Annotated in this window: 24 protein-coding genes and 2 tRNA genes; 10 read left to right on the top strand and 16 right to left on the bottom strand. The window is 69.4% G+C overall.

The genetic code is table 11. The features are described 5' to 3' along the window. Position 1 precedes the first annotated feature (1 nt). From OO60_RS06975 to dnaA, 11 genes are all read right to left on the bottom strand, one after another. Positions 2 to 74 (bottom strand) — tRNA-Ala (locus tag OO60_RS06975). Between the two features lie 32 nt (positions 75 to 106). After that, on the bottom strand, positions 107 to 274 hold the full coding sequence (locus OO60_RS47080; RefSeq protein WP_003100602.1) for a DLW-39 family protein: 168 nt from the start codon (positions 272 to 274) through the stop codon (positions 107 to 109). Positions 275 to 855: 581 nt separating this feature from the next. Then, positions 856 to 929 (bottom strand) — tRNA-Ile (locus OO60_RS06980). 49 nt (positions 930 to 978) lie between these two features. Further along, positions 979 to 1,617 (bottom strand): DUF3566 domain-containing protein, encoded by a 639-nt coding sequence (locus OO60_RS06985; protein WP_033261034.1) that lies wholly within the window; start codon positions 1,615 to 1,617, stop codon positions 979 to 981. Positions 1,618 to 1,649: 32 nt separating this feature from the next. Then, entirely contained in the window at positions 1,650 to 4,196 is a 2,547-nt protein-coding gene (gene gyrA / locus OO60_RS06990) for a DNA gyrase subunit A (RefSeq protein ID WP_003100599.1), read from the bottom strand. A 50-nt stretch (positions 4,197 to 4,246) separates the two neighbouring features. Continuing rightward, complete coding sequence (gene gyrB, locus OO60_RS06995; protein ID WP_003100596.1) at positions 4,247 to 6,214, bottom strand: DNA topoisomerase (ATP-hydrolyzing) subunit B; 1,968 nt, start codon at positions 6,212 to 6,214, stop codon at positions 4,247 to 4,249. 197 nt (positions 6,215 to 6,411) lie between these two features. Beyond that, the gene (locus OO60_RS07000; protein ID WP_033261035.1) at positions 6,412 to 6,915 is read right to left on the bottom strand and encodes a DciA family protein; all 504 of its coding nucleotides are present in this window, start codon (positions 6,913 to 6,915) and stop codon (positions 6,412 to 6,414) included. Positions 6,916 to 7,123: 208 nt separating this feature from the next. Next, entirely contained in the window at positions 7,124 to 8,278 is a 1,155-nt protein-coding gene (gene recF, locus OO60_RS07005; RefSeq protein ID WP_004561179.1) for a DNA replication/repair protein RecF, read from the bottom strand. A 10-nt stretch (positions 8,279 to 8,288) separates the two neighbouring features. After that, positions 8,289 to 9,179, bottom strand: coding sequence for a phosphogluconate dehydrogenase (NAD(+)-dependent, decarboxylating) (gnd, locus tag OO60_RS07010; protein ID WP_004561177.1), 891 nt, complete (start codon positions 9,177 to 9,179; stop codon positions 8,289 to 8,291). A 33-nt stretch (positions 9,180 to 9,212) separates the two neighbouring features. Then, positions 9,213 to 10,346 (bottom strand): DNA polymerase III subunit beta, encoded by a 1,134-nt coding sequence (gene dnaN / locus OO60_RS07015; RefSeq protein ID WP_004561174.1) that lies wholly within the window; start codon positions 10,344 to 10,346, stop codon positions 9,213 to 9,215. An 854-nt stretch (positions 10,347 to 11,200) separates the two neighbouring features. Continuing rightward, complete coding sequence (dnaA, locus tag OO60_RS07020; RefSeq protein WP_033261036.1) at positions 11,201 to 12,820, bottom strand: chromosomal replication initiator protein DnaA; 1,620 nt, start codon at positions 12,818 to 12,820, stop codon at positions 11,201 to 11,203. A gap of 549 nt (positions 12,821 to 13,369) precedes the next feature. Here dnaA and rpmH point away from each other — a divergent pair. The 9 genes from rpmH (at position 13,370) to OO60_RS07065 (ending at position 19,455) form a co-directional block, all read left to right on the top strand. Next, positions 13,370 to 13,513 carry a 50S ribosomal protein L34 gene (gene rpmH / locus OO60_RS07025; protein WP_003082934.1) on the top strand — a complete coding sequence of 48 codons (144 nt, stop codon included), beginning with the start codon at positions 13,370 to 13,372 and terminating at the stop codon, positions 13,511 to 13,513. 21 nt (positions 13,514 to 13,534) lie between these two features. After that, positions 13,535 to 13,972 (top strand): ribonuclease P protein component, encoded by a 438-nt coding sequence (gene rnpA, locus OO60_RS07030; RefSeq protein ID WP_033261037.1) that lies wholly within the window; start codon positions 13,535 to 13,537, stop codon positions 13,970 to 13,972. 5 nt (positions 13,973 to 13,977) lie between these two features. Further along, on the top strand, positions 13,978 to 14,307 hold the full coding sequence (yidD, locus tag OO60_RS07035; protein ID WP_033261100.1) for a membrane protein insertion efficiency factor YidD: 330 nt from the start codon (positions 13,978 to 13,980) through the stop codon (positions 14,305 to 14,307). Positions 14,308 to 14,312: 5 nt separating this feature from the next. After that, positions 14,313 to 15,449, top strand: a complete 1,137-nt coding sequence (yidC, locus tag OO60_RS07040; protein WP_003082924.1) for a membrane protein insertase YidC — start codon at positions 14,313 to 14,315, stop codon at positions 15,447 to 15,449. Positions 15,450 to 15,476: 27 nt separating this feature from the next. Further along, positions 15,477 to 16,043 carry a Jag family protein gene (locus OO60_RS07045; protein WP_003082921.1) on the top strand — a complete coding sequence of 189 codons (567 nt, stop codon included), beginning with the start codon at positions 15,477 to 15,479 and terminating at the stop codon, positions 16,041 to 16,043. A gap of 59 nt (positions 16,044 to 16,102) precedes the next feature. Continuing rightward, on the top strand, positions 16,103 to 16,639 hold the full coding sequence (locus OO60_RS07050) for a DUF6886 family protein (protein WP_003082918.1): 537 nt from the start codon (positions 16,103 to 16,105) through the stop codon (positions 16,637 to 16,639). A 145-nt stretch (positions 16,640 to 16,784) separates the two neighbouring features. Further along, positions 16,785 to 17,447, top strand: a complete 663-nt coding sequence (gene rsmG, locus OO60_RS07055) for a 16S rRNA (guanine(527)-N(7))-methyltransferase RsmG (protein WP_003082916.1) — start codon at positions 16,785 to 16,787, stop codon at positions 17,445 to 17,447. 77 nt (positions 17,448 to 17,524) lie between these two features. Beyond that, positions 17,525 to 18,451 carry a ParA family protein gene (locus OO60_RS07060; RefSeq protein WP_033261038.1) on the top strand — a complete coding sequence of 309 codons (927 nt, stop codon included), beginning with the start codon at positions 17,525 to 17,527 and terminating at the stop codon, positions 18,449 to 18,451. Beyond that, positions 18,448 to 19,455: a ParB/RepB/Spo0J family partition protein gene (locus OO60_RS07065; protein WP_003082912.1), complete on the top strand. Its 1,008-nt coding sequence runs from the start codon at positions 18,448 to 18,450 to the stop codon at positions 19,453 to 19,455. Before OO60_RS07060 ends, OO60_RS07065 begins: the two co-directional genes overlap by 4 nt. 124 nt (positions 19,456 to 19,579) lie before the next feature. On the opposite strand, the gene OO60_RS07070 is transcribed toward OO60_RS07065, so the two are convergent. Together OO60_RS07070 and OO60_RS07075 are read right to left on the bottom strand one after the other, a co-directional pair. After that, the gene (locus OO60_RS07070) at positions 19,580 to 20,524 is read right to left on the bottom strand and encodes a D-alanine--D-alanine ligase family protein (RefSeq protein WP_003082910.1); all 945 of its coding nucleotides are present in this window, start codon (positions 20,522 to 20,524) and stop codon (positions 19,580 to 19,582) included. Between the two features lie 22 nt (positions 20,525 to 20,546). Further along, positions 20,547 to 21,866 carry an aminotransferase-like domain-containing protein gene (locus OO60_RS07075; RefSeq protein ID WP_003082905.1) on the bottom strand — a complete coding sequence of 440 codons (1,320 nt, stop codon included), beginning with the start codon at positions 21,864 to 21,866 and terminating at the stop codon, positions 20,547 to 20,549. A gap of 212 nt (positions 21,867 to 22,078) precedes the next feature. Here OO60_RS07075 and OO60_RS07080 point away from each other — a divergent pair, with 212 nt between their 5' ends. Continuing rightward, a complete protein-coding gene (locus tag OO60_RS07080; RefSeq protein WP_081655853.1) occupies positions 22,079 to 22,723 on the top strand; it encodes a GNAT family N-acetyltransferase in 645 nt (214 codons plus the stop codon). 211 nt (positions 22,724 to 22,934) lie between these two features. On the opposite strand, the gene OO60_RS07085 is transcribed toward OO60_RS07080, so the two are convergent. The 3 genes from OO60_RS07085 to trxB all read right to left on the bottom strand — a co-directional run bounded on the left by OO60_RS07085 (position 22,935) and on the right by trxB (position 25,718). Continuing rightward, positions 22,935 to 24,086, bottom strand: coding sequence for an N-acetylmuramoyl-L-alanine amidase (locus OO60_RS07085; RefSeq protein WP_003082900.1), 1,152 nt, complete (start codon positions 24,084 to 24,086; stop codon positions 22,935 to 22,937). 280 nt (positions 24,087 to 24,366) lie between these two features. Then, a complete protein-coding gene (gene trxA / locus OO60_RS07090; RefSeq protein ID WP_003082899.1) occupies positions 24,367 to 24,690 on the bottom strand; it encodes a thioredoxin in 324 nt (107 codons plus the stop codon). A gap of 35 nt (positions 24,691 to 24,725) precedes the next feature. After that, positions 24,726 to 25,718 (bottom strand): thioredoxin-disulfide reductase, encoded by a 993-nt coding sequence (gene trxB, locus OO60_RS07095; protein ID WP_003082896.1) that lies wholly within the window; start codon positions 25,716 to 25,718, stop codon positions 24,726 to 24,728. Between the last annotated feature and the right edge of the window lie 3 nt (positions 25,719 to 25,721).

A 25,721-nucleotide genomic window follows, 5' to 3' on the forward strand; every position in this document is an offset into this window, starting at 1 on the left:
GTGGAGCTGAGGGGAATCGAACCCCTGACCCCCGCCTTGCAAAGGCGGTGCTCTACCAATTGAGCTACAGCCCCGGACGCGAGCGGCTTCGCCGCCCGCGCGGAGATCAGTTGTGGGAAGCGCCCGCCGGCTTGGCCGGGGTGGTGCCGTTGGTGGAGGGCACCGGAGCGGTCGCCTCGCGCCAGAGGTCGGCCTCGGCCTTGGCGGCCTTGTTGCGCTTGACGACGAACAGGACGCCGCCCGCGATGACCGCGAGTGCCAGCAGCTTCTTCACCGAAGCCCCCTTCTCAGCTTGCTTCCCTTACCCCGCGATGTTACTGCACGGGGCCGGAGCGGGTGGCACGTGGTTCCACGTGGAACCACTGGTAACGCACGTCACACGGGAGGGGAAATACCGCACCGGGTGGTCTCGTTGCACGAAGTGGTCGGTGTGCCCACCGTGTCCCCCGGGCCTCACACCATCGCCTTCGCGGAGTTCCGTCAGGCTGGAGCCGCGATGAGCCACTCGCCGAGAGGCGACCGTGCGGCGCGCCGACCGTGACTGCTCAGCCCTGCCGGTCTTTCTCTTCCCGGCAGGGCTGACCTGTATCCGGGCCCCTCGTCTTCCAACAAATCGCGAATAGCCCCATGACCTTTCAACCCCAGAGGAGCCAACGACCGGCCGTCAGCAGAAGAGCAGGTCGACGCCCTTCTCCACGCAGAGCTGCAGGACGGCCACCAGCCGGCGTGTCGTCCAGGCGTCGATGAGGTCCGCGGCAAACGGGTTCTGGGGCACCGGACTGACGAGCACCCCGCATGTCACTCAGGTCACGCAAAAGCCCGGTCCGCGAGACGCGAACCGGGCTTTGACCTGCGTGGGCCTACCAGGACTTGAACCTGGGACCTCTTCGTTATCAGCGAAGCGCTCTAACCGCCTGAGCTATAGGCCCTTGAACGAGGAGAACCTTACAGGACCCCCGAAGGAGCCCTGCAACCGGGTCACTCTCGTTCCGACAGGGTGACCTCCAAGCCTCCCGCGAGGTCCGCTGACACGTTGTAGATGAACGCGCTCACCGTCGCCAGCGCTGACACCAACACGATGTTGATCGCTCCCAGGATCGCCGCGATGCCGAACACTCGGCCTGCGCTGATCAGGGGCTCCGACGACGCGTTCGCGCCCTCGCCGCCCACCAGGGATGAGTACGTTCCGTTCAGCTTGTCCCACACGCCCATTCCGTCGAGGACCGTGTACAGGACCCCGACCGCCACCAGCCAGACGAAGAACATCGCCACGCCCAGTACCAGCGACAGCTTCAGGACCGACCACGGGTCGAACCGCTTCACCTGCAGTGACGCGCGGCGCGGGCCGCGGCCTGGGCGGCGCAGTGCGCTCGGGCGGGCTCGCTGCGTTGATGCCGGGGGGACCTCGCCGGAGCCGGCTGGGGGTGGGGTGTCCGAGGCTCCGAACAGGCGGGGGGCCGCGCTGCCCGTCACCACGGCGGGGGCCGGCGGTGCGGCCTCCTCCGTGGCCAGCTTGACCGTCGCTTCGGCGTCGCCTTCCTTGTCTACCCGCTGCCAGGGCGGGCTCGCCGGCGTTCCGTTCGAACCCGCTGCCTCGGGATTCTCGGATGGTGTCACGAAGAGTCAGTCCTTACCCGTGCCGTGGGGCGCTACTGCGCCGTTGTTCCTTCACCCGTCTCAGGTGCTTCCGGAGCCGGAGCGTCCTCGGGCGCTTCACCATTGGCGACGTCCGAGGGCTCGTCCGCGTTGCGTGCGACCGCGAGAAGAGTGGTTCCTTCGCCGAGATTCATCAGCCGGACCCCCTTCGTCTGCCGTCCCGCTTTGCGGACGTCGCCCGCCGGTGTGCGGATCACGCCGCCACTCGAGGTGATTGCGTACAGCTCGTCCTCGGCGTCGACGATGAGTGCACCCACCAGCCTGCCACGTTTGCGGTCGTGCTGAATGGTGAGCACGCCCTTGCCGCCGCGGCCCTGGACCGGGTAGTCCTCGATCGCCGTGCGCTTGGCGTAGCCGCCGTCGGTCGCGACCAGCAGGAACTTGCCCTCCTTGACCACGCTGATGCCCAGCAGCTCGTCGCCGTCGTTGAAGCGCATGCCCATCACGCCGGACGTCGGGCGGCCCATCGGGCGCAGCGCCTCGTCCGTCGCGTGGAAGCGGATCGACTGGCCCTCCGCCGACACCAGCAGCAGGTCGTCCTCGGCCGCCGCCAGCACCGCGCCGACCAGCTCGTCGCCTTCGCGCAGGTTGATCGCGATCAGGCCGCCGGAGCGGTTGGAGTCGAAGTCCGTGAGCTTGGTCTTCTTCACCAGGCCGCGCTTGGTCGCGAGCACCAGGTACGGCGCGACCTCGTAGTTCTTGATCTCGATGACCTGGGCGATCTGCTCGTCCGGCTGGAACGCCATCAGGTTCGCCACGTGCTGGCCGCGCGCGTTGCGGTTGGCCTCGGGCAGCTCGTACGCCTTCGTCCGGTACACGCGGCCCTTGTTCGTGAAGAACAGGATCCAGTCGTGGGTCGAGCAGACGAAGAAGTGCTGGACGATGTCGTCCTGCTTCAGCGTCGCGCCCTGCACGCCCTTGCCGCCGCGCTTCTGGGACCGGTACAGATCCGTTTTCGTCCGCTTGGCGTAACCCGTGCGGGTGATCGTGACGACGACGTCCTCGACCGCGATCAGTTCCTCGTCGGTCACGTCGCCGCTGAAGCCGATGATCTTCGTGCGCCGGTCGTCGCCGTACTTGTCGACGATCGCCATCAGCTCGTCGCGGATCAGCGCGCGCTGCCGCTCCGGCTTCTCGAGGATGTCCTTCAGGTCGGCGATCTCGAGCTCGATCTCGGCCAGCTGGTCGATGATCCGCTGGCGCTCCAGGGCGGCCAGGCGGCGCAGCTGCATGTCGAGGATCGCGGTCGCCTGGATCTCGTCGACGTCCAGCAGCTCCATCAGGGCCGGCCGGGCCTCGTCCGCCGAGGGCGACCGCCGGATCAGCGCGATGACCTCGTCGAGCATGTCCAGCGCCTTGACGTACCCACGCAGGATGTGGGCCCGCTCTTCGGCCTTCTTCAGGCGGAACTTGGTCCGCCGGACGATGACCTCGACCTGGTGCTTCACGTAGTGCCGGATGATCTGGTCGAGCCGCAGCGTGCGCGGCACGCCGTCGACCAGCGCCAGCATGTTGACGCCGAAGTTCTGCTGCAGCTGGGTGTGCTTGAACAGGTTGTTCAGCACGACCTTCGCGACCGCGTCCCGCTTGATCGTGACGACGATCCGCATGCCGGAACGGCTGTTGGACTCGTCCGCGATGTCGGCGATGCCGGTGAGCTTGCCGTCGCGGACCAGGTTCGCGATGTTCTCGACCAGGTTGTCCGGGTTGACCTGGTACGGCAGCTCGGACACGACCAGGATCGTGCGGCCCTTCGCGTCCTCCTCGACCTCGACGACCGCGCGCATCCGGACCGAGCCGCGGCCGGTGCGGTAGGCGTCCTCGATGCCGGACGTGCCGAGGATCATCGCCTTGGTCGGGAAGTCCGGGCCCTTGATCCGGACCAGCAGCGCGGCGAGCAGCTCGTCGTCGGTCGCCTCGGGGTTCTCCAGCGCCCAGACGACGCCTTCGGACACCTCGCGCAGGTTGTGCGGCGGGATGTTCGTCGCCATCCCGACCGCGATCCCGGAACCGCCGTTGACCAGCAGGTTCGGGAACCGCGACGGCAGGACGTCGGGCTCCTGCGTCCGGCCGTCGTAGTTGTCCGAGAAGTCGACGGTGTCTTCTTCGATGTCGGCCAGCATCTGCATGGCCAGCGGCGCGAGCCGGGACTCGGTGTACCGCATGGCGGCCGCGGGGTCGTTGCCCGGCGAGCCGAAGTTGCCCTGGCCGTCGATCAGCGGGTACCGCATCGACCACGGCTGGGCGAGCCGCACCAGTGCGTCGTAGATCGCCGAGTCGCCGTGCGGGTGGTAGTTGCCCATGACGTCGCCGACGACGCGCGAGCACTTGTTGTACCCGCGGTCCGGCCGGAAGCCGGAGTCGAACATCGAGTACAGGACCCGCCGGTGCACCGGCTTGAGCCCGTCACGGACGTCCGGCAGCGCGCGCGACACGATGACGCTCATCGCGTAGTCGATGTAGGAGCGCTGCATCTCCTGCTGGATGTCGACCGGTTCGATCCGGTCGTGGTCCGGAGCCGGCGGCAGAGTTTCCGTCATGAGGTCCTTCTCGGGTGCGGATGCCTAGCGGGGCGAGGAACGGGGGACGCCTACACGTCCAGGAAGCGCACGTCCTTGGCGTTGCGCGTGATGAACGAGCGGCGGGCCTCGACGTCCTCGCCCATCAGGACCGAGAACAGCTCGTCGGCCTGGGCGGCGTCGTCGAGGGTGACCTGGCCCAGCAGCCGGTTGGCCGGGTCCATCGTGGTCTCCCACAGCTCCTCGGCGTTCATCTCGCCGAGACCCTTGTAGCGCTGGATCGCGTCGTCCTTCGGCAGCTTCTTGCCTGCCTCGACGCCCGCCTGGATGACGGCGTCGCGCTCGCGGTCGGAGTAGGCGTACTCCGGCTCCATCCGGGGCCACTTGATCTTGTACAGCGGCGGCCGCGACAGGAAGACGTGGCCGTGCTCGATCAGCGGGGTCATGAACCGGAACAGCAGGGTGAGCAGCAGCGTGGTGATGTGCTGGCCGTCGACGTCGGCGTCGGCCATCAGCACGATCTTGTGGTAGCGCAGCTTCGCGATGTCGAACTCGTCGTGGATGCCGGTGCCCAGCGCGGTGATCAGCGACTGGACCTCGGTGTTCTTGAGGACGCGGTCGATGCGGGCCTTCTCGACGTTGATGATCTTGCCGCGGATCGGCAGGATCGCCTGGTACATCGAGTCCCGGCCCTCCTTGGCCGAGCCGCCGGCCGAGTCACCCTCGACGATGTAGAGCTCGCACTCCTCCGGGTTGGTCGACCGGCAGTCCTTGAGCTTGCCGGGCAAGCCGCCGATCTCCAGCGCGCCCTTGCGGCGGACCAGGTCACGCGCCTTGCGCGCGGCCATCCGGGCCTGGGCCGAGGAGATCGACTTGTTGATGATCGTCTTCGCCTCGGTCGGGTTGCGCTCGAACCAGTCGGCCAGCCACTCGTTCGACGTCTGCTGCACGAACGTCTTGGCCTCGCTGTTGCCCAGCTTGGTCTTGGTCTGGCCCTCGAACTGCGGCTCGGCCAGCTTGATCGAGACGATCGCGGCGAGGCCCTCGCGCACGTCGTCGCCGGTCAGGTTGGCGTCCTTCTCCTTGAGCAGCTTCTTGTCGCGCGCGTAGGAGTTGACGACGCGGGTCAGCGCGGCGCGGAAGCCCTCTTCGTGGGTGCCGCCCTCGTGGGTGTTGATCGTGTTGGCGAACGTGTACACCGACGGCGTGAAGCCGGTGTTCCACTGCATCGCGACCTCGACCTCGAGGCCGGTGCCCTTGGCGTCGAAGGAGATCACGCTGGGGTGGATCGGGTCCTTGCTGCCGTTGATGTGCTTGACGAAGTCCTCGAGCCCGCCCGGGTAGCAGTAGGTCTTCTCCTTGACCCGCGCGACCTTGCCCTCGGCGTCCTCTTCGGCCTCCTCGTCGGCGACGCGCTCGTCGCGCAGGGACAGCGTCAGCCCCTTGTTGAGGAACGCCATCTCCTGGAGCCGGCGCGAGATGGTCTCGAAGTTGTACGTCGTGGTCTCGAAGATGTCGCCGTCGGCCCAGAAGGTGATCGTGGTGCCGGTCTCGGCCGCCGGGCCGAGGTCCTCGAGCGGGCCCGGGATCTGGTCGGTGTACTCCTGGCGCCAGCTGCGGCCGCCGTACTTGACCTCGGCGAGGAGCTTCTTCGACAGCGCGTTCACCACGGAGACGCCGACGCCGTGCAGGCCGCCGGACACCGCGTAGGAGTCGCTGTCGAACTTGCCGCCCGCGTGCAGCACGGTGAGGACGACCTCGAGGGTCGGCTTCTGCTCCTTGGGGTGCATGTCGACCGGGATGCCGCGGCCGTCGTCGACGACGCGCACCCCGCCGTCGGCGAGGAGGGTAACCTCGACCTTGGTGGCGTACCCGGCCATCGCCTCGTCGACGGAGTTGTCGACGACCTCCTGGACGAGGTGGTGCAGGCCGCGCTCACCGGTGGAACCGATGTACATGCCGGGGCGCTTGCGGACCGCTTCGAGGCCTTCGAGCACCGTGATCGACGACGCGTTGTACTCGCTCTTGTTCTCGGTCACCGGCGTTGTTTCTCCTCGTCTCGCCCGAGCGGACGCTCGCTCTCCTCCAGTGTACTTGGCCGCGTCCGCTGACATGCGGCAAGGACACCCCTGAACGCGTCACAGACGGACGAAATCGGTTCGAGCCGAGTCTTGACGTATCTCGGGAGGTCTGGATGCGTTCTCGGCCCACTCAACGGAGCATCGCGCAACCCGGGTCAGCCGTACGTGTCACGAGGGCCGCGGCCCGGCACGTGCCGGGGCCCTTTCCGCCAGCTCGGGGCGGTCGGGCCCTGGATCCGCATCCGCTTGACGACGCCGTTGCCGACGCCCGCCGCGATCTTGTGCAGCAGCTTCCCCTGCAGCAACCGGAGCTGGGTGGCCCACGCCGTCGAGCTGGCGCGGACGGTGAGTTCGCCGTCCTTCAGCGCGACCGGCTGCGCGTGTTCGGCGACGTCTTCGCCGACCAGCCGCGCCCACTGCGCGAAGACGCGGGCACTCGTGACGCTCTCGTTCCAGCCGCGGTCGCTGACCAGCCGGGACACCAGGCGGCCGAGCGGCTGCGGGTCGCGCGCGTCGGCGCCCGGTCCGGACCAGCGGCGACGCCGGGGGTGCTGTCCGCCGCCGGTCGCGGGGCGGCGGCGGCCGGGTGAGGTGCCCCGCTCCTTGGCCTTCGCCTTCGCGGCTTCGAGCGCCGCGTGCGCGAGATCGCGGCCCGTCATGGGCGCCTCGTTCGGAGCAGCGCTGTCTTCACGCTCGGTACCAACTGGAGGTTTAGGGTCGGTTTTGGGCGTTTTGTGCCACCCATCTGGCCGCGGGGTCACGGGCAGCGATAACTCATTCACCGTGTTATCCACACTGTCCACAGGTTTGTCCCCAGATCGGGTGCGGTTTGTGCCACCCGTCACACGGGGTGCCCGGTCGCCTTGCTCAGCCACGCGTGATCTCACCATCCGCCACCACGAACCGGTGCCCGGACAGCTCGCCGGGCACGTCTTCGTCGACCGCGGCGGTCACCAGCACCTGTTCGGCGCTCGCGGCCACCTCGGCCAGCCGGGCCCGGCGCTTGCGGTCCAGCTCGGCGAACACGTCGTCGAGCAGCAGCACCGGCTCGCCCGCCTCCGCGCGCAGCAGCTCGTAGCTGCCGAGCCGCAGGGCCAGCGCGAACGACCACGACTCGCCGTGGCTCGCGTAGCCCTTGGCCGGCGCTTCGCCCAGGATCAGCTCCAGCTCGTCCCGGTGCGGGCCGACCAGGCTGATCCCGCGCTCGAGTTCGGCCTTCCTGGCCTCGCCGAGCGCCTTGAGTAAGACGTCCTTGAGCACCGCCGGTTGCGCCCGTTCGCCATCCGGTACGCCGTACGTCTCCGGCAGGGCCGCGCCCAGCGACGACCGGTAGGCGATCTTGGCCGGCCGCGAGTCGGGGGCGACGCCCATGTACGCCGAAGCCGCGTGCGGCGCCAGGTCAGCGACGAGGTTCAGGCGCGCGGCCAGCAGCTCCGCGCCCGCGACCGACAGGTGGTCGTCCCAGACCTCGAGCGTCGACAGCGCGTACGGGTCTTCGCGACCCGTACGTCGTTTCCCGGCCGTCTTGAGCAGGGCGTTCCGCTGCTTCAGCACCTTCTCGTAGTCCGCCCGGACCCCGGCGTACCGCGGCGCGCGCAGCACGAGGAGCTCGTCGAGGAACCGTCTTCGCTCGCTCGGGTCGCCCCGCACGAGCGCCAGGTCCTCCGGGGAGAACAGCACCGTGCGCAGGATGCCGAGCACGTCACGCGGCCGGCCGACCGCACCGCGGTTGACCCGGGCGCGGTTCGCCCGGCCCGCGGTGATCTCCAGCTCGACCGTCAGCTCGCGGTCGTCGTTGACCACCGCGACGCGCACCAGCGCACGCTCGCAGCCGTGCCGGATCAGCGGCGCGTCCGTCGCGACGCGGTGCGAGCCCAGCGTCGCGACGTACCCGATCGCCTCCAGCAGGTTGGTCTTGCCGCGGCCGTTCTGGCCGACCAGCACGGCCGGCCCCGGTTCGAGGGCGAGATCGGCCTGCGGCCAGGAGCGGAAGTCGGTGACCTGCAGGTGTCGCAGATACACCAGGAGCTCCTTACCCGCCGACCTTCTTCACCGCGTGCCCGCCGAACTGGTTGCGCAGCGCGGCGACCGCGCGCATCGCGGCCGAGTGCTCCTGCCGCGACGCGAACCGCGCGAACAGCGCGGCCGAGATGACCGGCGCCGGCACCGCGTTGTTGATCGCTTCTTCCAGCGTCCAGCGGCCTTCGCCCGAATCCTCGACGTACCCCTCGAGGTCGTCGAGCTCCGGGTCCTCGTCGAGCGCGCGCACGAGCAGGTCGAGCAGCCAGGACCGGACGACCGTGCCGCGCTGCCAGCCCTTGATCACCGCGGGCACGTCCTTGACGACCTTCGCGGCCTCGAGCAGTTCGAAACCTTCGGCGAAGGCCTGCATCATGCCGTACTCGATGCCGTTGTGAATCATCTTCGCGTAGTGCCCGGCGCCGACGTCGCCCGCGTGCGAGAAGCCTTCCTCGCGCGGGCCTTCCGGACGCAGCGCGTCGAAGATCGGCATCGCCTTCTCGACGTCGGCGGCCGCGCCGCCGACCATCAGGCCGTAGCCGTTGTCCTTGCCCCACACGCCGCCGGACACACCGCAGTCGACGTAGCCGATCTGCTTCGCCGCCAGCAGGTCGGCGTTCAGCTTGTCGTCGGTGTACTTCGAGTTGCCGCCGTCGATCACCATGTCGCCGGCGGAGAGCAGGTTGCTCAGCTCGGTCACGGTCTGCCGGGTCGGCTCGCCGGCCGGCACCATGATCCAAACGATCCGCGGGCCGTCCAGTTTGGACACCAGGTCCTCGAGCGACGTCGTGTCGCTGACGTCCGGGTTGCGGTCGTAGCCGACCACCTCGTGACCGGCCGCGCGCAGCCGCTCACGCATGTTGAAGCCCATCTTGCCCAGGCCGATCAGACCGAGCTGAACCATCGAGATCCCCTTACGTGCTCAGGAATGTGCGGGTCAGCCCGGCAGGCGGACCGGCATCAGGAGGTAGAGGTAGCCGGGGACGACGTTGCCCTCGGGGTCGGCGGGCTTGATCAGCGCCGGCCGGTTCGGCGTGGTGAACGTGAGCTCCGCCCGGTCGCTGTGCAGGGCGCCCAGGCCGTCGACGAGGTAACCCGGGTTGAACGCGATGGTCACCGGCTCACCTTCGTACTCGACCTGCAGCTCCTCTTCGGCGCTGCCTTCGTCGTCGCCGCCCGCGGACAACCGCAGTGTGTTGTCCCCGAACTCCAGTCGTACCTGAGTCCCCCGCTCGGCCACCAGCGAAACGCGCTTGATGGACTCGGTGAGCGCGGAGACTTCGATCACCGCGCGCGAGGTATGCGACGCCGGCAGCAGCTGGCGGTACGGCGGGAACTCCGCGTCGAGCAGGCGGGTCGTCGTGTAGCGCCCGGAACCGGACAGGCCGAGCAACCCCTCGCCGCTGGCGAGCGCGAGGCGGATCGTGGCACCGGACGCGCCGAGCGTCTTGGCGGCTTCGGCGAGGGTGCGCGCCGGGACGAGCACCGCGGCGTCGGCCAGGCCCTCGGCCGGCTGCCAGGTGAACTCGCGCATGGCGAGCCGGAACCGGTCGGTCGCGACCAGGGTCAGCGAGCTGCCGGAGATTTCGAGCCGCATGCCGGTGAGCATGGGCAGCGTGTCGTCCTTGCCCGCGGCGACGACGACCTGGGTGACGGCCTGGCCGAACGCGTCGCCGGCGAGCTCGCCCGCGAAAGCGGGCTGGGACGGCAGCTGCGGGTAGTCCTCGACCGGCATGGTCGGCAGGGAGAAGCGCGCGCTGCCGCACGTGATGGTGGCGCGGGAGCCGTCGACGGAGATCTCGACCGGCTGCGCGGGCAGCGCCTTGGTGATGTCGGCGAGGAGGCGCCCGGAGACGAGCAGGCGGCCGCCGTCGGCGATCGTCGCCGGGACCCCCACCGTGGCGGATACCTCGTAGTCGAAGCCGGAGACCGTCAGCGCGTCGGTGTCGCCGTCCGAGCCGGCGTCGAGGAGGACACCGCCCAGCACCGGCACGGGCGGCCGGGAGGGGAGGCTTCTGGCCACCCACGCGACGGCGTCGGCGAGCCCGTCACGCTCGACGCGGATCTTCATGCGCGCATCCTTTCGACGGTCGAGCCCACCGCGGGCTCGGGCCAGGCCTCGTTCTCGCAGACGGGGACCGGCGGCCCCCTCCGGCCGGGTCCGCCCTCCGCGTGAGCGGCCGGAGCGCGGACCAGGTGCAGGCGTCCACGTTAGGCCGTCGCGGGGGCTGCCGTCACCTCGGCCTCCCCTTGAGTTTGTCGACATGCCGACACGATCTCGCGTCTGTCCCCAACTTCGTCCGCCGCCTGTTTTTGTTTTGTTCTCTCTTTCAAAAGATCTAAGGGCAGTAGCAGTAATAGGCGGTGTGGATTGTGTGGATCGAGCTCGTTCGCGCAGGTCGGACGGCTCGCGGGCGTGTGGGTAACCGTGGTGGCGGACCTGTGGGTAGATCGGGCGGCCCGTGGATGGTTTCGGGCCACCCCCGATTCGTCCACAGCCGGGCCCAGTTGTCCCCACGGTTGTCCCCAGGTGTGGGGTGATTTGTACCCAGGCTCTGGGGGTGCCGGACGGGGTCCGAACCCCTCTTCCGAGTGATCGGCTCCTCCTGTGCACAGCATGTGGGCAACCTGTGGAATCAGCGTGGACAAGGGTGTGGATGCGCTGTGGATCGCCTGTGGGCGCGATGTGGACGGTTCCGGCGTCGTCGCTGGTGAGAGATCCGTTGGCACTGTGGGCAATCCGCCCACACCATGGGGAAACTTCCTTGTGTACAAACAATTTTCACGAGTTTGGCGAAGCACGCGTACGCGCCTTCGCGCCTTCGCTGCTTCGCGGGCGTACGCGTGCTTCAGGGTGTCCAAAGACGACGAAGGGGCGTCCACATTGCGCGGACGCCCCGAAGTCGTTGGGAGGTAAGGGATGTGCTACTGGCGGGCGCGCTGCTTGATGCGCGACGTCAGCTCCTGCACCTGGTCGTAGATGCGCCGGCGCTCGGCCATCTCCTTGCGGATCTTCTTGTCCGCGTGCATGACGGTCGTGTGGTCGCGGCCGCCGAACGTCTGCCCGATCTTCGGCAGCGACATGTCGGTCAGCTCGCGGCAGAGGTACATCGCGATCTGGCGGGCCGTGGCGAGCGCCTTCGTCTTGCCCGGGCCGCACAGGTCGTCGAGCGTGACGTCGAAGAACTCCGCCGTGACGCCCATGATGGTCGGCGCGGTGATTTCCGGCGCGTGCGAATCCGGGATGAGGTCCCGCAGCACGATCTCGGCGAGGCCGACGTCGACCGGCTGCTGGTTCAGCGACGCGAACGCGGTGACGCGGATGAGCGCGCCTTCGAGCTCCCGGATGTTCGCCTCGACGCGCGAGGCGATGAACTCGAGTACCTCGCCCGGCACCGCCAGCCTGTCCTGCGCCGCCTTCTTCCGGAGGATCGCGATGCGCGTCTCGAGCTCGGGCGGCTGGATGTCGGTGATCAGGCCCCACTCGAACCGCGTCCGCAGCCGGTCCTCCAGCGTTTCGAGGCGCTTCGGCGGGCGGTCGGAGCTGACGACGATCTGCTTGTTCGCGTTGTGGAGGGTGTTGAAGGTGTGGAAGAACTCTTCCTGCGTCCCTTCCTTGCCCTCCAGGAACTGGATGTCGTCGACGAGCAGGATGTCGATGTCGCGGTAGCGCCGCTGGAAGGCGACCTTGCGGTCGTCGCGCAGCGAGTTGATGAAGTCGTTCGTGAACTCTTCGGTCGAGACGTACCGGACGCGCATGCCCGGGAACAGCCGTTGCGCGTAGTGGCCGACCGCGTGCAGCAAGTGTGTCTTGCCGAGCCCGGACTCACCCCAGATGAAGAGCGGGTTGTACGCGCGGGCCGGCGCCTCGGCGACGGCGACCGCGGCCGCGTGCGCGAAGCGGTTGGACGCGCCGATGACGAACGTGTCGAAGGTGTACTTCTCGTTCAGCTTCGTCTTCGACGTCTGCGGCTGCGCCGGCGCGGTGTACGGCTGGCCGGCGATCGGCTGGCCGGAGAACGTCGGCCAGATCTCGTGCACCGCGGCGAGCGCCTCGCCCTCTTCGTCGACTTCCTCGTCGGTGTCGCCGTCGTCGTCCGGCTTCGGCGCGGCGGCCTGGTGCGACGGCAGCGGAGGCATCGGCTGCGCCGGTTCGGGCCGCGGGGGCGGCAGCATCGGCGTGCCGTTGCCCGGCAGCGGCGGGGCGGCGTCGTGGCTCGCGCCGTTTTCCACCCGGCCGGGTGACGGCGCGTAGCGGGGCACGGGAGACGGGACGACCGCCTCGGCGGTGTCGACCTTCACGGCGAGCGAGATGGCCCGGCCGAGCCGCCGGGAGAGCGCGTCGGTGATCGCGCCGCGCAGGCCGCGTTCGATGGCTTCCTTCGCGAAGTCGCTGGGCGCCGCCAGGAGCGCCGTGCCGTCGAGCAGGCCGATGGGCCGGGTCACGCGCATCCAGGCGCGCTGCTGGGGGGAAAGGGTCCCGTCGGACAGTTCGCGTACCACCTGTTCCCAGATGACACCCAGATTGTGCTGGTGTTCCGACACCTGTCTGGCTCCCCTCCCCTCGTCGGCGTGGACGGCCGAAAACCCGGCGACCTGCGTGCATGTCGGCACAGCGGATATCCACATAGTTGTCCACAGCTGTGCACTAATGTACGGCGACCCGCGGCGCCGTCACCTGCGGGCTCGTCGTACGCCGGCGGGCACTCCACCACCCGGAGAACTGTGGGCCGCGACCGGTGACCCGGAAGAGGCACGCTAACAAGCCCCGCCCGCTGCCACAAGGCATCCTCGGCGGCCAGCATTTCACGGGGCACGGAGCGTGGCCATTCGGTGTTCCGGCGTCGAGCACCGCGGCCGCGCGAGCCGGTCGCGTACCGTGGCCGAGGGGGTGCTTACCGGCCGCCCGACGGGGGTGCGTACCCTCGTAAGGTCTCCCGTATGCGACGGGTGCGTTTCGCGTGCCCACGTTGTCGTCGCTCGTCGTGACGAGGCCACACGTTGGTAGGAGACACCAGAGACTGCCGTGCGCCCGCACGACACGCCAGGTGGGGGAAGAGATTCTTCCGCCCGACGCGACACACAGGAGAAGCAGTGAGCAAGGGTAAGCGCACCTTCCAGCCGAACAACCGCCGCCGCGCGAAGACGCACGGCTTCCGCCTGCGCATGCGGACGCGTGCCGGCCGGGCCATCCTGGCTGGCCGTCGTCGCAAGGGCCGCGCCGCGCTGTCCGCCTGATCCGGCACGTCGGGGCGCGCCGTGCTGCCGGCTGCCGCACGTCTGCGGCGGAGTGAGGATTTCCGCGTGGTTCTCCGTCGCGGGTCCCGGGCAGGCAGGCGCCGCCTCGTCGTCCACGCGCTGACCACGGACCCGTCCGCGGCCGCCGACGCTGTGCCGTCGGCGGCCAGGGCGGGTTTTGTGGTGAGCAAGGCCGTCGGCAATTCGGTGGTCCGCCACCGCGTCAGCCGCCGGCTGCGGCACCTCGTTTCGGCCCGGCTCGGAACACTGCCCGCCGGCACTTCGTTGGTCGTACGGGCATTGCCGCCGTCGTCGACCGCGTCCAGCGCCGAGCTCGGGTCCGATCTCGACGCCGCGTTGCGTCGGCTGGGGCTTCTGTCGTCGCGCCGTCCGGCCGGGGATGTCCCCCGCCCGACGCGTCCCGCGGACGCGGCCCCCGACCACGGATCAGCGGTGTGACCGGCATGCGAGCCACCCCCGAGCACGACTCAGCGCACGACCACGACCACGAGACCGAGCCCCCGCGGCCCGGCCCGGTCGCCTGGGTCCTGCTGCTCCCCATCAAGCTCTACCGCAAGGCGATCTCGCCCTTCCTCCCGCCGGCTTGCCGGTTCTACCCGAGCTGCAGCGCGTACGCAGTCGAAGCCCTCACCCGGCACGGTGCCGGGCGCGGCTCCTACCTCGCGCTGCGCCGGCTGCTGCGCTGCGGCCCCTGGACGCCACCGGGCCGCGACCCCGTGCCCGAGACGTTCTCGTGGCGCCACCGACGACCTGAAACACCGATCGAGGAGTAGCAGCAGTGCTCGATTTCATCTACTACCCCGTGTCCTTCATCCTCTGGTGTTGGCACAAGGTCTTCGGGTTCGTCTTCGGGGAAGCGACAGCGGTCTCCTGGATCCTCGGCATCATCTTCCTGACGTTCACCGTCCGCGGCATCATGTTCAAGCCGTTCGTGAACCAGGTCCGGTCGATGAAGAAGATGCAGGACTTCGCGCCGGAGATGAAGAAGATCCAGAAGAAGTACGCGAACGACCGGCAGCGCCAAGCCGCGGAGATGCAGAAGCTCCAGCGCGAGCACGGCGTCAACCCGCTCGGCAGCTGCCTGCCGATGCTGCTCCAGATCCCGGTGTTCATCGGCCTGAACCACGTCCTCCGCGCGTTCACGATGCCGCCGCCCGGTGGCGGCGACAAGACCGAGAACTACTTCTTCAACCAGCACGACGTCCACTCGTACGTCAGCGCGAAGCTGTTCGGCGTCAACCTCGGTGAGGCCGTCTACAACGGTGTCGGCGTCGTCAGCGGCGGAGCCACGAACGTCGGCTTCCACTGGAGCGTGCTCCCGGTGGCGCTGCCCCTGATGATCGTCGCGTCGATCGCCACGCACCTCACCGCGCGGCACTCGGTGGCCCGGCAGAACGCCGCGTCGGCCACCCCGCAAACCGCGATCATGAACAAGCTGACGATGTACATCTTCCCGCTCGGTGTGCTCGTCTTCGGTGCGCTGTTCCCGCTCGGCCTCCTCTTCTACTGGCTGGCGAACAACGGCTGGACCCTGATGCAGCAGCGGCTCGTCTACACGAAGATCGACAAGGAAGAGGCGGCCCGCAAGGCGGAGGCCGCGGAGAAGCGCGCGTCGCTCGGCCCGAAGCCGGGGCAGAAGCCGACCGCGCCGAAGGTCGGTCAGAAGCCGGTCCAGCAGAAGAAGAACCAGCCCGCCCAGGGCGGCGCGCAGAAGAAGGTCACGAAGGCGGGCTCGGCCCACGGCTTCGCGCAGACCACCACTCCGGCCGCCTCCGGCGCCACGGCCGCGGCGTCCGCGGACGGCGACCCGACCCCGGCCGACACGAACGGCCAGACCGCCTCGAAGGACAACGGCACGGGCGTGCCGGGCCTTCTCAAAGACTCGACCAGGAAGTCGGGCCGGAAGCGCCGCTGAGGCGCGACCGGTTCGGAGAGGAGACGAATGATGTCGGAGACGATCGACACGATCGACGCCGATAAGGACGACGTGACCCCGGAGCCGGCCGCGTCCGCGGACGCAGCGGGCGAGGAGAAGGCGGGCGGTGACGACATCCTCGTTCAGGAGGGCGACATCGCCGGCGACTACCTCGAGCGCCTGCTGGACCTGCTCGACTACGACGGTGACATCGACCTGGACGTGGAAGCCGGCCGCGCGATCGTCAGCATCGACGGCGGCGAGGACCTCGAGAAGCTCGTCGGCCCGCGCGGCACCGTGCTCGAGGCGCTGCAGGAGCTGACCCGCCTGGCGGTCCAGCAGGAGACGGGCTCCCGCAGCCGCCTGATGCTGGACATCGCGGGCTGGCGCGCGGACCGCCGCGAGGAGCTGAAGGAGCTCGGCCGCTCGACGGCGGAGTCGGTCCTCAAGAGCGGCGAGCGGGTGCGGCTGCAGCCGATGAGCCCGTTCGAGCGCAAGGTGGTCCACGACGCGGTGGCGACGGTCTCGGGCGTCACGAGCGAGAGCGAGGGCGAGGACCCGAAGCGCCGTGTGGTGATCTTCCCGGAGTCCTGAGCTTCACGCGCAGAGCGGCCCCACTTGACTCGGTCAGGTGGGGCCGCTTTCTTGTGTGCATGCGCCCGGCAGCCGGTGAGGTCGTCCACTTCTCCGAGGACCCGACGATCACCCGCTTCGAGCCGCACGTGGCGGCGACGGCGCGGCAGCCGGAGGCCTACGTCTGGGCGGTCGACGCGGCCCGTGCGCCGGACTACTGGTTTCCCCGCCAGTGCCCGCGCGCGATGGCGTGGGTGCGGCCGTCGACAACGGAGGCGGACCGCGCGTGGCTCGGCGCCGACCGCGTCCACGCGATCGAGTACGGCTGGCTCCCGGCGGTGCAGTCGGTCCGGTTGTACGCGTACCGGTTCGCGGCGTCGGACTTCGAGCCGTTCGGCCCGCACCGGCACGCGATGGTGGCGGTCGTTCCGGTGGTGCCCCTCGGACCGCCGGAGCCGGTCGGCGATCTGCTCGCGCACCACGAGGCGGCGGGGATCGAGCTGCGGCTGACGCGCAACCTGTGGGCGTTCGTCGACTCGGCGTCGAGGAGCACCCTCGGCTTCAGCGGCATCCGGTTGGGCAACGCAAAGCCGCGGCCGAACGAATTACACGCGTGATGTTTCACGTGGAACGGTCCACAAGCGCCGCCGGGTGAGTGGAGTTGTCCACATCTTCGGACTGTCGGCTCGTCTTCTCCGGCTCATCGGGGACAATCGAACGAGCGCGGTTTCACGTGAAACCGGCGGACGAGGAGTAGACGGAGTGAGCTTGGAGCAGGCGGCGGAGCGAGTGTTCGGCGAGCACGTCGACCAGGCCGCCGGGTACGTCGAACTCCTGGAGCGTCACGGCGTCGAGCGGGGGCTGATCGGTCCGCGGGAAGTCGAGCGACTGTGGGAACGGCACGTGCTCAACTCGGCGGTGATCGGCGAGCAGATGCCCGAGGGTGCCCGCGTGGTCGACGTCGGGTCGGGTGCGGGGCTTCCGGGTGTACCGCTGGCGATCGCGCGACCGGACCTCGATATCGTCTTGCTCGAACCGATGGCCCGCCGGGTGGACTGGCTGGCCGAGGTGGCGGAGAAGCTGGAACTCCCGATCACCATCGTCCGTGGACGCGCGGAGGAGCGGCCTGTGCGTGAGCAGCTCGGTGGCGCCGACATCGTCACCGCTCGCGCGGTCGCCCCGCTCGCCAAGCTCGCGGACTGGTGCCTACCGCTCGTTCGTCCCGATGGCTTCCTGGTCGCCCTCAAGGGCGCCAGCGCGGCGGAGGAGATCGAGCGGGACGGTGCCGCCATCCAGAAGGTCGGCGGGGCCGACCCGCTGATCGTCGAGTGCGGTGCCGCCGTACTAGAGGTCCCCAGCACGGTTGTGAAGATCCGACGCCTGCCGTCGGCGACGAAGCCGAAGGCGCGGAGCAGGAAGCGTTAACGGGTCGCGATGTTCCACGTGAAACGACGCGACTCGACCATCGACCAGACGTCTAGATGGAGGAGGTGTCGAGACCGGTGAATCCCCCGCCGTCCGACTCCACGGAGACCAGCCACGACGTGGGCTGGACGCCGATCGCCGAAGAAGCCGCCCGCGCCGCGCGTCTGCTGCACCCGGAAGAGGGGATGCTCCCCCGCCCCGGCCGCCGTCGCGTGCTGACCGTCGCCAACCAGAAGGGCGGTGTCGGGAAGACGACCAGCACGGTCAACCTCGCCGCCGCACTCGCGCTCCACGGGCTCAAGACGCTCGTCGTCGACCTCGACCCGCAGGGCAACGCGAGCACCGCGCTCGACGTCGACCACCGGTCCGGGACGCCCTCCATCTACGAGGTGCTCATCGGCGAGGTGACGCTCGCCGAGGCGGCCCAGCCGACCGAGCAGTCCCCCAACCTCTTCTGCGTCCCCGCGACGATCGACCTCGCCGGCGCCGAGATCGAGCTCGTCTCGATGTCGTCCCGCGAGTCCCGGCTCAAGGAGGCCATCTCCTCGGAGATCCTCGACCAGATCGGCGTCGACTACGTCCTCATCGACTGCCCGCCGTCGCTCGGCCTGCTGACGGTCAACGCGATGGTCGCCGCGCAGGAGGTGCTGATCCCGATCCAGTGCGAGTACTACGCGCTCGAAGGTCTGGGGCAGCTGCTGAGCAACATCGAGCTCGTGCAGCAGCACCTCAACCGCGAACTCCGCGTCTCGACGATCCTCCTCACCATGTACGACGGCCGGACCAAGCTGGCCGACCAGGTGACGAACGAGGTGCGCAACCACTTCGGCGACACCGTCCTCAAGACGGTCATCCCCCGCAGCGTGAAGGTGTCCGAGGCACCCGGGTACGGCCAGACCGTGCTCGCCTACGACCCCGGCTCGCGCGGGGCGATGAGCTACGTCGACGCGGCCAAGGAGATCGCCGAGCGCGGCGCACAGATGGAGAAGGGTAGTTCGACATGACCGAGCGTCGAGGAGGGCTGGGGCGCGGCCTCGCCGCCCTGATCCCGACCGGACCCACCGGCGGCGGTCCCCTGCCCGCGCCCAGCGACGCGGCGACGGACAAGAAAACGGCCGAAGAGAAGGGCTGGTTCGCGGCGAACGGCGCGGCCGGCCAGCGCCCGGAGGTCAGCGGCGAGGTCGCCGGCGCGGTCTACCGCGAGATCCCGGTCAGCTCGATCAAGCCGAACCCGAAGCAGCCGCGTCAGGTCTTCGACGAAGACGCGCTCGCCGAACTCGAGCACTCGATCCGCGAGTTCGGGCTCATGCAGCCCATCGTCGTCCGCGAACTCGGGAACGACGAGTACGAGCTCGTCATGGGCGAGCGGCGGCTACGTGCGTCGCAGCAGGCGGACCTGGACGCGATCCCGGCGATCGTCCGGCAGACCGCCGACGAGTCGATGCTGCGCGACGCGCTCCTGGAGAACATCCACCGCGTCCAGCTGAACCCGCTCGAAGAGGCGGCGGCGTACCAGCAGCTGCTCGACGAGTTCGCGGTCACCCACGAGGAGCTGGCGAGCCGGATCGGCCGCAGCCGGCCGGTCATCACCAACACGATCCGGCTCCTCAAGCTCCCCCTGCCGGTGCAGCGCCGGGTGGCCGCGGGCGTCCTGTCCGCCGGCCACGCCCGCGCGCTGCTGTCGCTGGAGGACGCCGACAGCCAGGAAGAGCTCGCCGCCCGCATCATCGCGGAGGGCATGTCGGTCCGGGCGACCGAGGAAGCCGTCACGCTCAAGAAGAGCGAGAAGCCGGCCAAGCCGAAGCCCGCGCCGCGCAAGCCGATCCAGGCACCCGGGTTGCAAGAGCTCGCGAACCGGCTCTCGGACCGGTTCGACACGCGCGTGAAGGTCGACCTCGGCCGCCGGAAGGGCCGGATCACGCTCGAATTCGGGTCGGTCGACGACCTCGAGCGGATCGTCGCGATCATCGATGCGAACGGGACGAATCAGACGCCGAAAACCGACTAGGGATCACCCTGGGGCGTTTCGTCACGGTGATGATTGCTCCTTGGAGCAGTGGCAAGCACAAGGAGTGATCACACGAAAAAGGCCGCCACGGAGGTTCCGAGGCGGCCTTTCGCGTGGGTGAGCGTCAGCGGGAGATCGCGCGCCCGATGAGTTCGCCGAAGACCGCGCCGAGCGACTTGCCCGCAGCTTCGATCGCCATCGGCACCGTCGACGTCTCGGTGAGACCCGGTGACGGGTTCACTTCGAGGAAGTGGACCGTGCCGTCCGGCGTGACGACCGCGTCGGTGCGGGAGATGTCCCGCAGCCCGAGCACGCGGTGGGCGGCGACGGCCAGCTCGGCCACCGCCTTGGCCGCGGCGTCGTCGAGCCGGGCCGGGGTGAAGAAGTCGGTCAGGCCGGCCGTGTAGCGGGCCGTGTAGTCGTACACGCCGCTCTCCGGGACGATCTCGACCGCCGGCAGCGCCTCGGGACCGTCCTCGCCCTCGACGACCGTCACGGCCACTTCGACGCCGTCCACGAACCGCTCCGCGAGCACCGTGTCCCCGTAGGCGAAGCAGCCGACCATCGCGGCCGGCAGTTCCGCCGCTTCGCGGACCACCTGCGTGCCGAGCGCCGAGCCGCCCTGGTCCGGCTTGAGGATCAGCGGCAGGCCGAGCCGCTCCACCATCGCGTCGAGCACCGCCTGGGCGCCGAGCTCGCGGAACGTGCTGTGCGGCAGCACAACCCAGCCCGGCGTCGCGAAGCCGGCGTTCTGCAGCAGGGCCTTCGCGGTGGGCTTGTCCCACGCGCGGCGGCAGCCCTGGGAGCCGGTGCCGACGAACGGCACGCCCAGCATCTCCAGCACCGTCTGCACCGAGCCGTTCTCCCCCTCGCCGCCGTGCAGCGCGACGACCACCGCGTCCGGGCGCTGGGTGCGCAGGCGCTCCAGCAGGCCCGCGTCGGTGTCCCATTCCTCGATGCCGAAGCCCTCGGACTTCAGCGCCGCGGACAGTCGCCGCCCGGACCTGAGGGAGACGTCGCGCTCGTGCGAGAGACCGCCGGCGAGCACGGCAACGGTACGGTCGACCACCGTGGGAACTCCTTAAGAAGATTCAGACCGTGTCCGGGGACGGGTTCTGCGGCCCCTGGATCTGGCGCGAGGTCACGCTACCGAAGGTGCGCGCGAGGTCCATTTCGGACTCCAGCACGGCGGCCAGCCGCCGCACGCCCTCGCGGATCCGCTCCGGCGTCGGGTAGCAGTAGGACAGCCGCATCTGGCGGCTGCCGAACCCGTCGGCGTAGAAGCCGGTGCCGGACGCGTACGCCACCCGCGCGGTCACCGCGCGCGGCAGCATCGCCTTCGTGTCGACGCCTTCCGGCACCGTCACCCAGACGTAGAAGCCGCCGTCCGGCTTCGTCCACGAGCAGCCGGGGGGCAGGTACTGGTCGAGCGCGGACAGGATCGCGTCACGCCGTTCGCGGTAGTTCTCGCGGAACTTCTTGATCTGGCCCTTCCAGTCGTGGGTGGCCAGGTAGCGCGACACGATCATCTGGTTGAACGTCGGCGGGCACAGCGTCGCCGACTCCGCGGCCAGCACGAGCTTCTCGCGCACGGCGTGCGGCGCGAGCACCCAGCCGACGCGCAGGCCGGAGGCGAACGTCTTGGAGAACGACCCGAGGTACACGACGTTGTCGGGGTCGGTCGAGCGCAGTGCCGGGTACGTCTGACCGTCGAAGCCGAGCAACCCGTACGGGTTGTCTTCGACGACCAGGACGCCGTGCTCGCGGCAGATCTCCAGGATCTCCGCGCGGCGCTCGACGGCCAGCGTGACGCCGGCGGGGTTGTGGAAGTTCGGGATCGTGTAGAGGAACTTGACCCGCCGCCCGGCCTTCTTCGCCTGATCGAGTGCTTCCCGGAGCAGCGACGGCACCAGGCCCTGGTCGTCCATCGCCACGTGCACGACCTGCGCCTGGTACGCGGCGAACGACCCCAGCGCGCCGACGTACGAAGGGCCTTCGGCGATGACGACGTCACCCGGGTCGCAGAACAGCCGCGTGACCATGTCCAGGCCCATCTGGGAGCCGACGGTCACCACGACGTCGTCCGGGTGCGCCTTGATGCCCTCCAGGGCCATGATTTCGCAGATCTGCTCGCGCAGCACCGGGACGCCGTGCGCGGAGCCGTACTGCAGCGCCACCAGGCCGTCTTCGGCGATGATCTCCGCCACCTGCGCCGACAGCGTGTCGAGCGGCAGGGCCGCCAGGTTCGGCATGCCGCCGGCCAGCGAAACCACCTCGGGCCGGCTGGCCACCGCGAACAGCGCCCGGATCTCGGAGGCGGTCATGCCCGCGGTGCGGGCGGCGTACCGCTCGAGGTGCGGGTCGAGGTTCTGGCGGCCGCTGGGACGCTGGCTGGGGCGGTTCTCGGTCATCGACGTTCACCCGGGGCTAGGCGGACACGGTCACTCCCGCGGGAGCTGGTAGATCCCATCGAGTGTAACCGGGCACCCATCAGGACCCCCTGGCCTTCCGGTGCTTGTCACATCGGCCTATCCTCGACCATGGCTCCCGTGTTCGTGCCGTGGCTTTCGCGCGGCTTGACGAGCGGGCGGCCGGTCGGGAGCGCAGGTCAGGGAGGTCGCGGGTGTCGCGTCGCGTCGTGGGCGTCACACTGGACAACCTGGAGCACCTGCCGAAGAGCTGCCGCCGGTGCGTGTACTGGGAGCTGGCCCCGCACCTGAAGCACCAGGCCGAGGAGTTCGGCGCGACCGAGGTCGAAAAGGAAGCCTGGGTGTCGAGCGTGCTGCTCGAGTGGGGGTCCTGCGGCCGCATCGTCTACAGCGACACGCTGCCGGTCGGGTTCGTGCTGTACGCCCCGCCGAACGCGGTCCCGCGCGCGCTGGCCTTCCCGACGTCCCCGCCGAGCGCGGACGCGGTCCTGCTGACGTCGTTCCAGGTCCTCCCCGAGTTCCGCGGCGGCGGGCTCGGCCGGATGCTGGTCCAGGCGGTGGCCAAGGACCTGACGAAACGCGGGGTCCGCGCGATCGAGGCGTTCGGCGACGCCCGCCCCGACGAGGCCGACCCCGACGGCGGGCACAGCTGCGTGCTGCCGGCGGCGTTCCTGCAGAGCGTCGGCTTCAAGACGGTCCGCCCGCACCAGAAGTGGCCCCGCCTGCGCCTCGAGCTGCGGTCGGCGATCACCTGGAAGGAAGACGTCGAGGCGGCGCTGGAGCGGCTGCTCGGCCAGGTGACGATCACGACCGCCGAGCCGAGCCTCGGCCGCGCCTGATTCCCCGCCCGCAAACGTTTGCGCCTGGGCTTCACCGCGCCTGGAGGGCGTGTGTGCACAGCTGTGGAAGAAGTGCCGAGTTATCCACAGAGCCCTGCTAGGAGCGGTGGACAAGCTGTGGAGAACTGCCCCGAAACCTGGGGACGCGCGCGTGGCGTCCCCAGGGGTGGTGGGGCAGGTGAAGGTGAGCCGCTAGGGGTTGTGGTCGGCCCTATTCGGCCTTCGCGAGCTCGTGCGCCAGGACGTCGGCGAACGTGAACGTGCCCGTCGGCTGGTCACCCTCGCCGAGCAGGTACAGCCGCTTGACGGCGATCAGGATGCCCTCCGCGACGATGTCGCGGAACGCCGGGTCGCCGAGCTTGCGGGCGTCGTCCGGGTTCGTCAGGTAGCCGATCTCGACACGGACCGCCGGGCAGCGGGTGCGGGTGAAGATCTCCCACGTCTTGTAGTGCGTGCGGCAGTCCAGCATGCCGGTGCGGGCCGCGACCTCGCGCTGGATGAAGCCGGCCAGCAGCTCGCCGACGGTGGACGTGGTGCCGTTGCCGGTGCCGAAGTGGAAACTCGCGATGCCCTGGGCGCGCGTCGAGCGGTTGCCGTCGCTGTGCAGGGACAGGAACAGGTCGGCGCCCGCGTCGTTCGCGAACCGGGCGCGCTCCAGCTCCGTGGGGCTGTGGTTCGGGCCGCGGGAGATCAGCGCCTCCATGCCGGTGGCCTTCATCCGGCCCTCCAGGCGGCGCGCGAGGTCCCACGCGATGTCGGCTTCGCGCAGCCCGCCGGCGACCACGCCGAGGTCGTCGCCGCCGTGGCCGGGGTCGATCACGATGCGCTTGCCGCGCAGCCGCGGGCCGGCCTGGCGCACCTGCTCCTGCTCGCGCAGGAAGACCGGGCGGCCGCCGCGGGCGCGCGGCGAGGACAGGCGGTGCAGCTCGCGGATGGTCGCCGGGCCGCACATGCCGTCCGGCGTCAGGCGCATGTCGCGCTGGAACGTCTTGAGCGCGCGCTCGGTCGCCGGGCCGAAGTAGCCGTCGGGGCGGCCGGCGTCGAAGCCGAGCTCGGTGAGCCGCTCCTGCAGCGTGAAGACGTCGTCGCCGTGGACGGGGGACGCGATCATGTACGACAGCGGGCGGCTGCCCAGGTGGTAGCTGGCGCCCTTGAGCGCCTGGAACGTCGCCGGACCCACGATCCCGTCGGTCATCAGCCCACGACGCTGCTGGAAGGCACGAACGGCGTGCTCGACGGCGACGTCGAACGTGCCGTACTCCTCGTCGGTCCCGGTGACCGGCGGGAGCAGGTCCATCCCGGCCAAGATGGACCTGATCTCGGCGACGTCCGGACCGGCGTCACCGCGGCGGAGTACCCGCATGCACTCCTCGCTCTTCCTCAGGCACCGATGGGGAGCTCGGTGCGTGGCAGGACTTCGGGAAAACCATTCCTGGGACGGGCCCAGGTCCTCTATTGTGCCTTGCCAACTCTGGGTGACAGCGCAGGCCCAGTAGGTGCGTCAAGAACCCGTTAGTGGAGTACCCGTCGTGCTGGCGATCACGCACGATTCACCCACACCGGTCGGATTCCCCCGAACAGCGACGAACCCGGGGCCACGGGAGAGATTCCCGCAGGCCCCGGGTTCGCCGGGCTTGTGCGATTCAGAGGACGTCGGCGAGATCCGACAGCAGCGCGGCCTTCGGCTTCGCGCCCACGATCTGCTTCACCGGCTTGCCGCCCTGGAACAGGATCAGCGTCGGGATGGACATCACCTGGTAGTCACGCGGCGTGTTCGGGTTCTCGTCGATGTCGATCTTGGCGATGGTCAGCTTCTCGCCGTTCTCGGCGGCGATCTCCTCGAGCACCGGGGCGACCATCTTGCACGGACCGCACCAGGTGGCCCAGAAGTCGACGAGGACCGGCTTCTCGCTGGTCAGGACCTCGTCGACGAACGTCGCGTCGGTCACCTTGACGGTGTTGGCCATGGTTTCTCCTTAAACGGTGGTTGGGAAGCCGTAAGTCAGTTGGTGCCCGCGCCGTAGCCGCCGCCGACGAGCTCGGCCGCCTCGTGCGCCTCCGACTCGCCGTGCTCCGCGAGCCATCGTTCCGCGTCGATCGCCGCGCTGCACCCGGAACCGGCGGCGGTGATCGCCTGCCGGTAGGTGCGGTCCACCAGGTCGCCGGCCGCGAAGACGCCGTCGAGGTTGGTGAAGGACGTCTTGCCCTTCGTGACGACGTAGCCGTCCTCGTCCAGGTCGACCTGCCCCTTCACCAGCTGGCTGCGGGGGTCGTGCCCGATCGCGACGAAGAAGCCCGACACGTCCAGCGTCGACTCCGAGCCGTCCTTGGTGTCCTTCAGCTGCAGGCCCTCGACCTTGCCGTCGCCGAGCACCCCGGTGATCTGCGAGTTCAGCTGCCACTTGATCTTCTCGTTCGCGCGGGCGCGCTCGAGCATGATCCGGGACGCGCGGAACTCGTCGCGCCGGTGGACGATCGTGACGGACTTCGCGAACTTCGTCAGGAAGGTCGCCTCCTCCATCGCCGAGTCGCCACCGCCGGCGACCACGATGTCGTGGTCGCGGAAGAAGAAGCCGTCACAGGTCGCACAGGCCGAGACACCGCGGCCGAGCAGCTCCTGCTCGCCCGGCACGTTCAGGTACCGCGCCGCGGCACCCATGGCGAGGATGACCGCGCGGGCGGCGTAGCGCTTGCCGTTCGCGACGACGTACTTGACGTCACCGGTCAGCTCCAGCGACTCGACGTCTTCCGCGCGCAGCTCGGCGCCGAAGCGCTCGGCCTGCTTGCGCATCTCCTCCATCAGGTCCGGACCCATGATGCCGTCGCGGAACCCGGGGAAGTTCTCGACTTCGGTCGTCGTCATCAGCGCGCCGCCGAACTGCGTGCCCTCGAACACCAGCGGTTCAAGCTGGGCCCGCGCCGCGTAAACGGCAGCGGTGTATCCGGCAGGACCCGACCCGACGACGATCAGGTTCCTGATTTCCTCGGCAGCCACCCG

Origin of the sequence: Amycolatopsis vancoresmycina, from assembly GCF_000716785.1 — a bacterium.
GTDB classification, from domain to species: Bacteria; Actinomycetota; Actinomycetes; order Mycobacteriales; family Pseudonocardiaceae; genus Amycolatopsis; species Amycolatopsis vancoresmycina.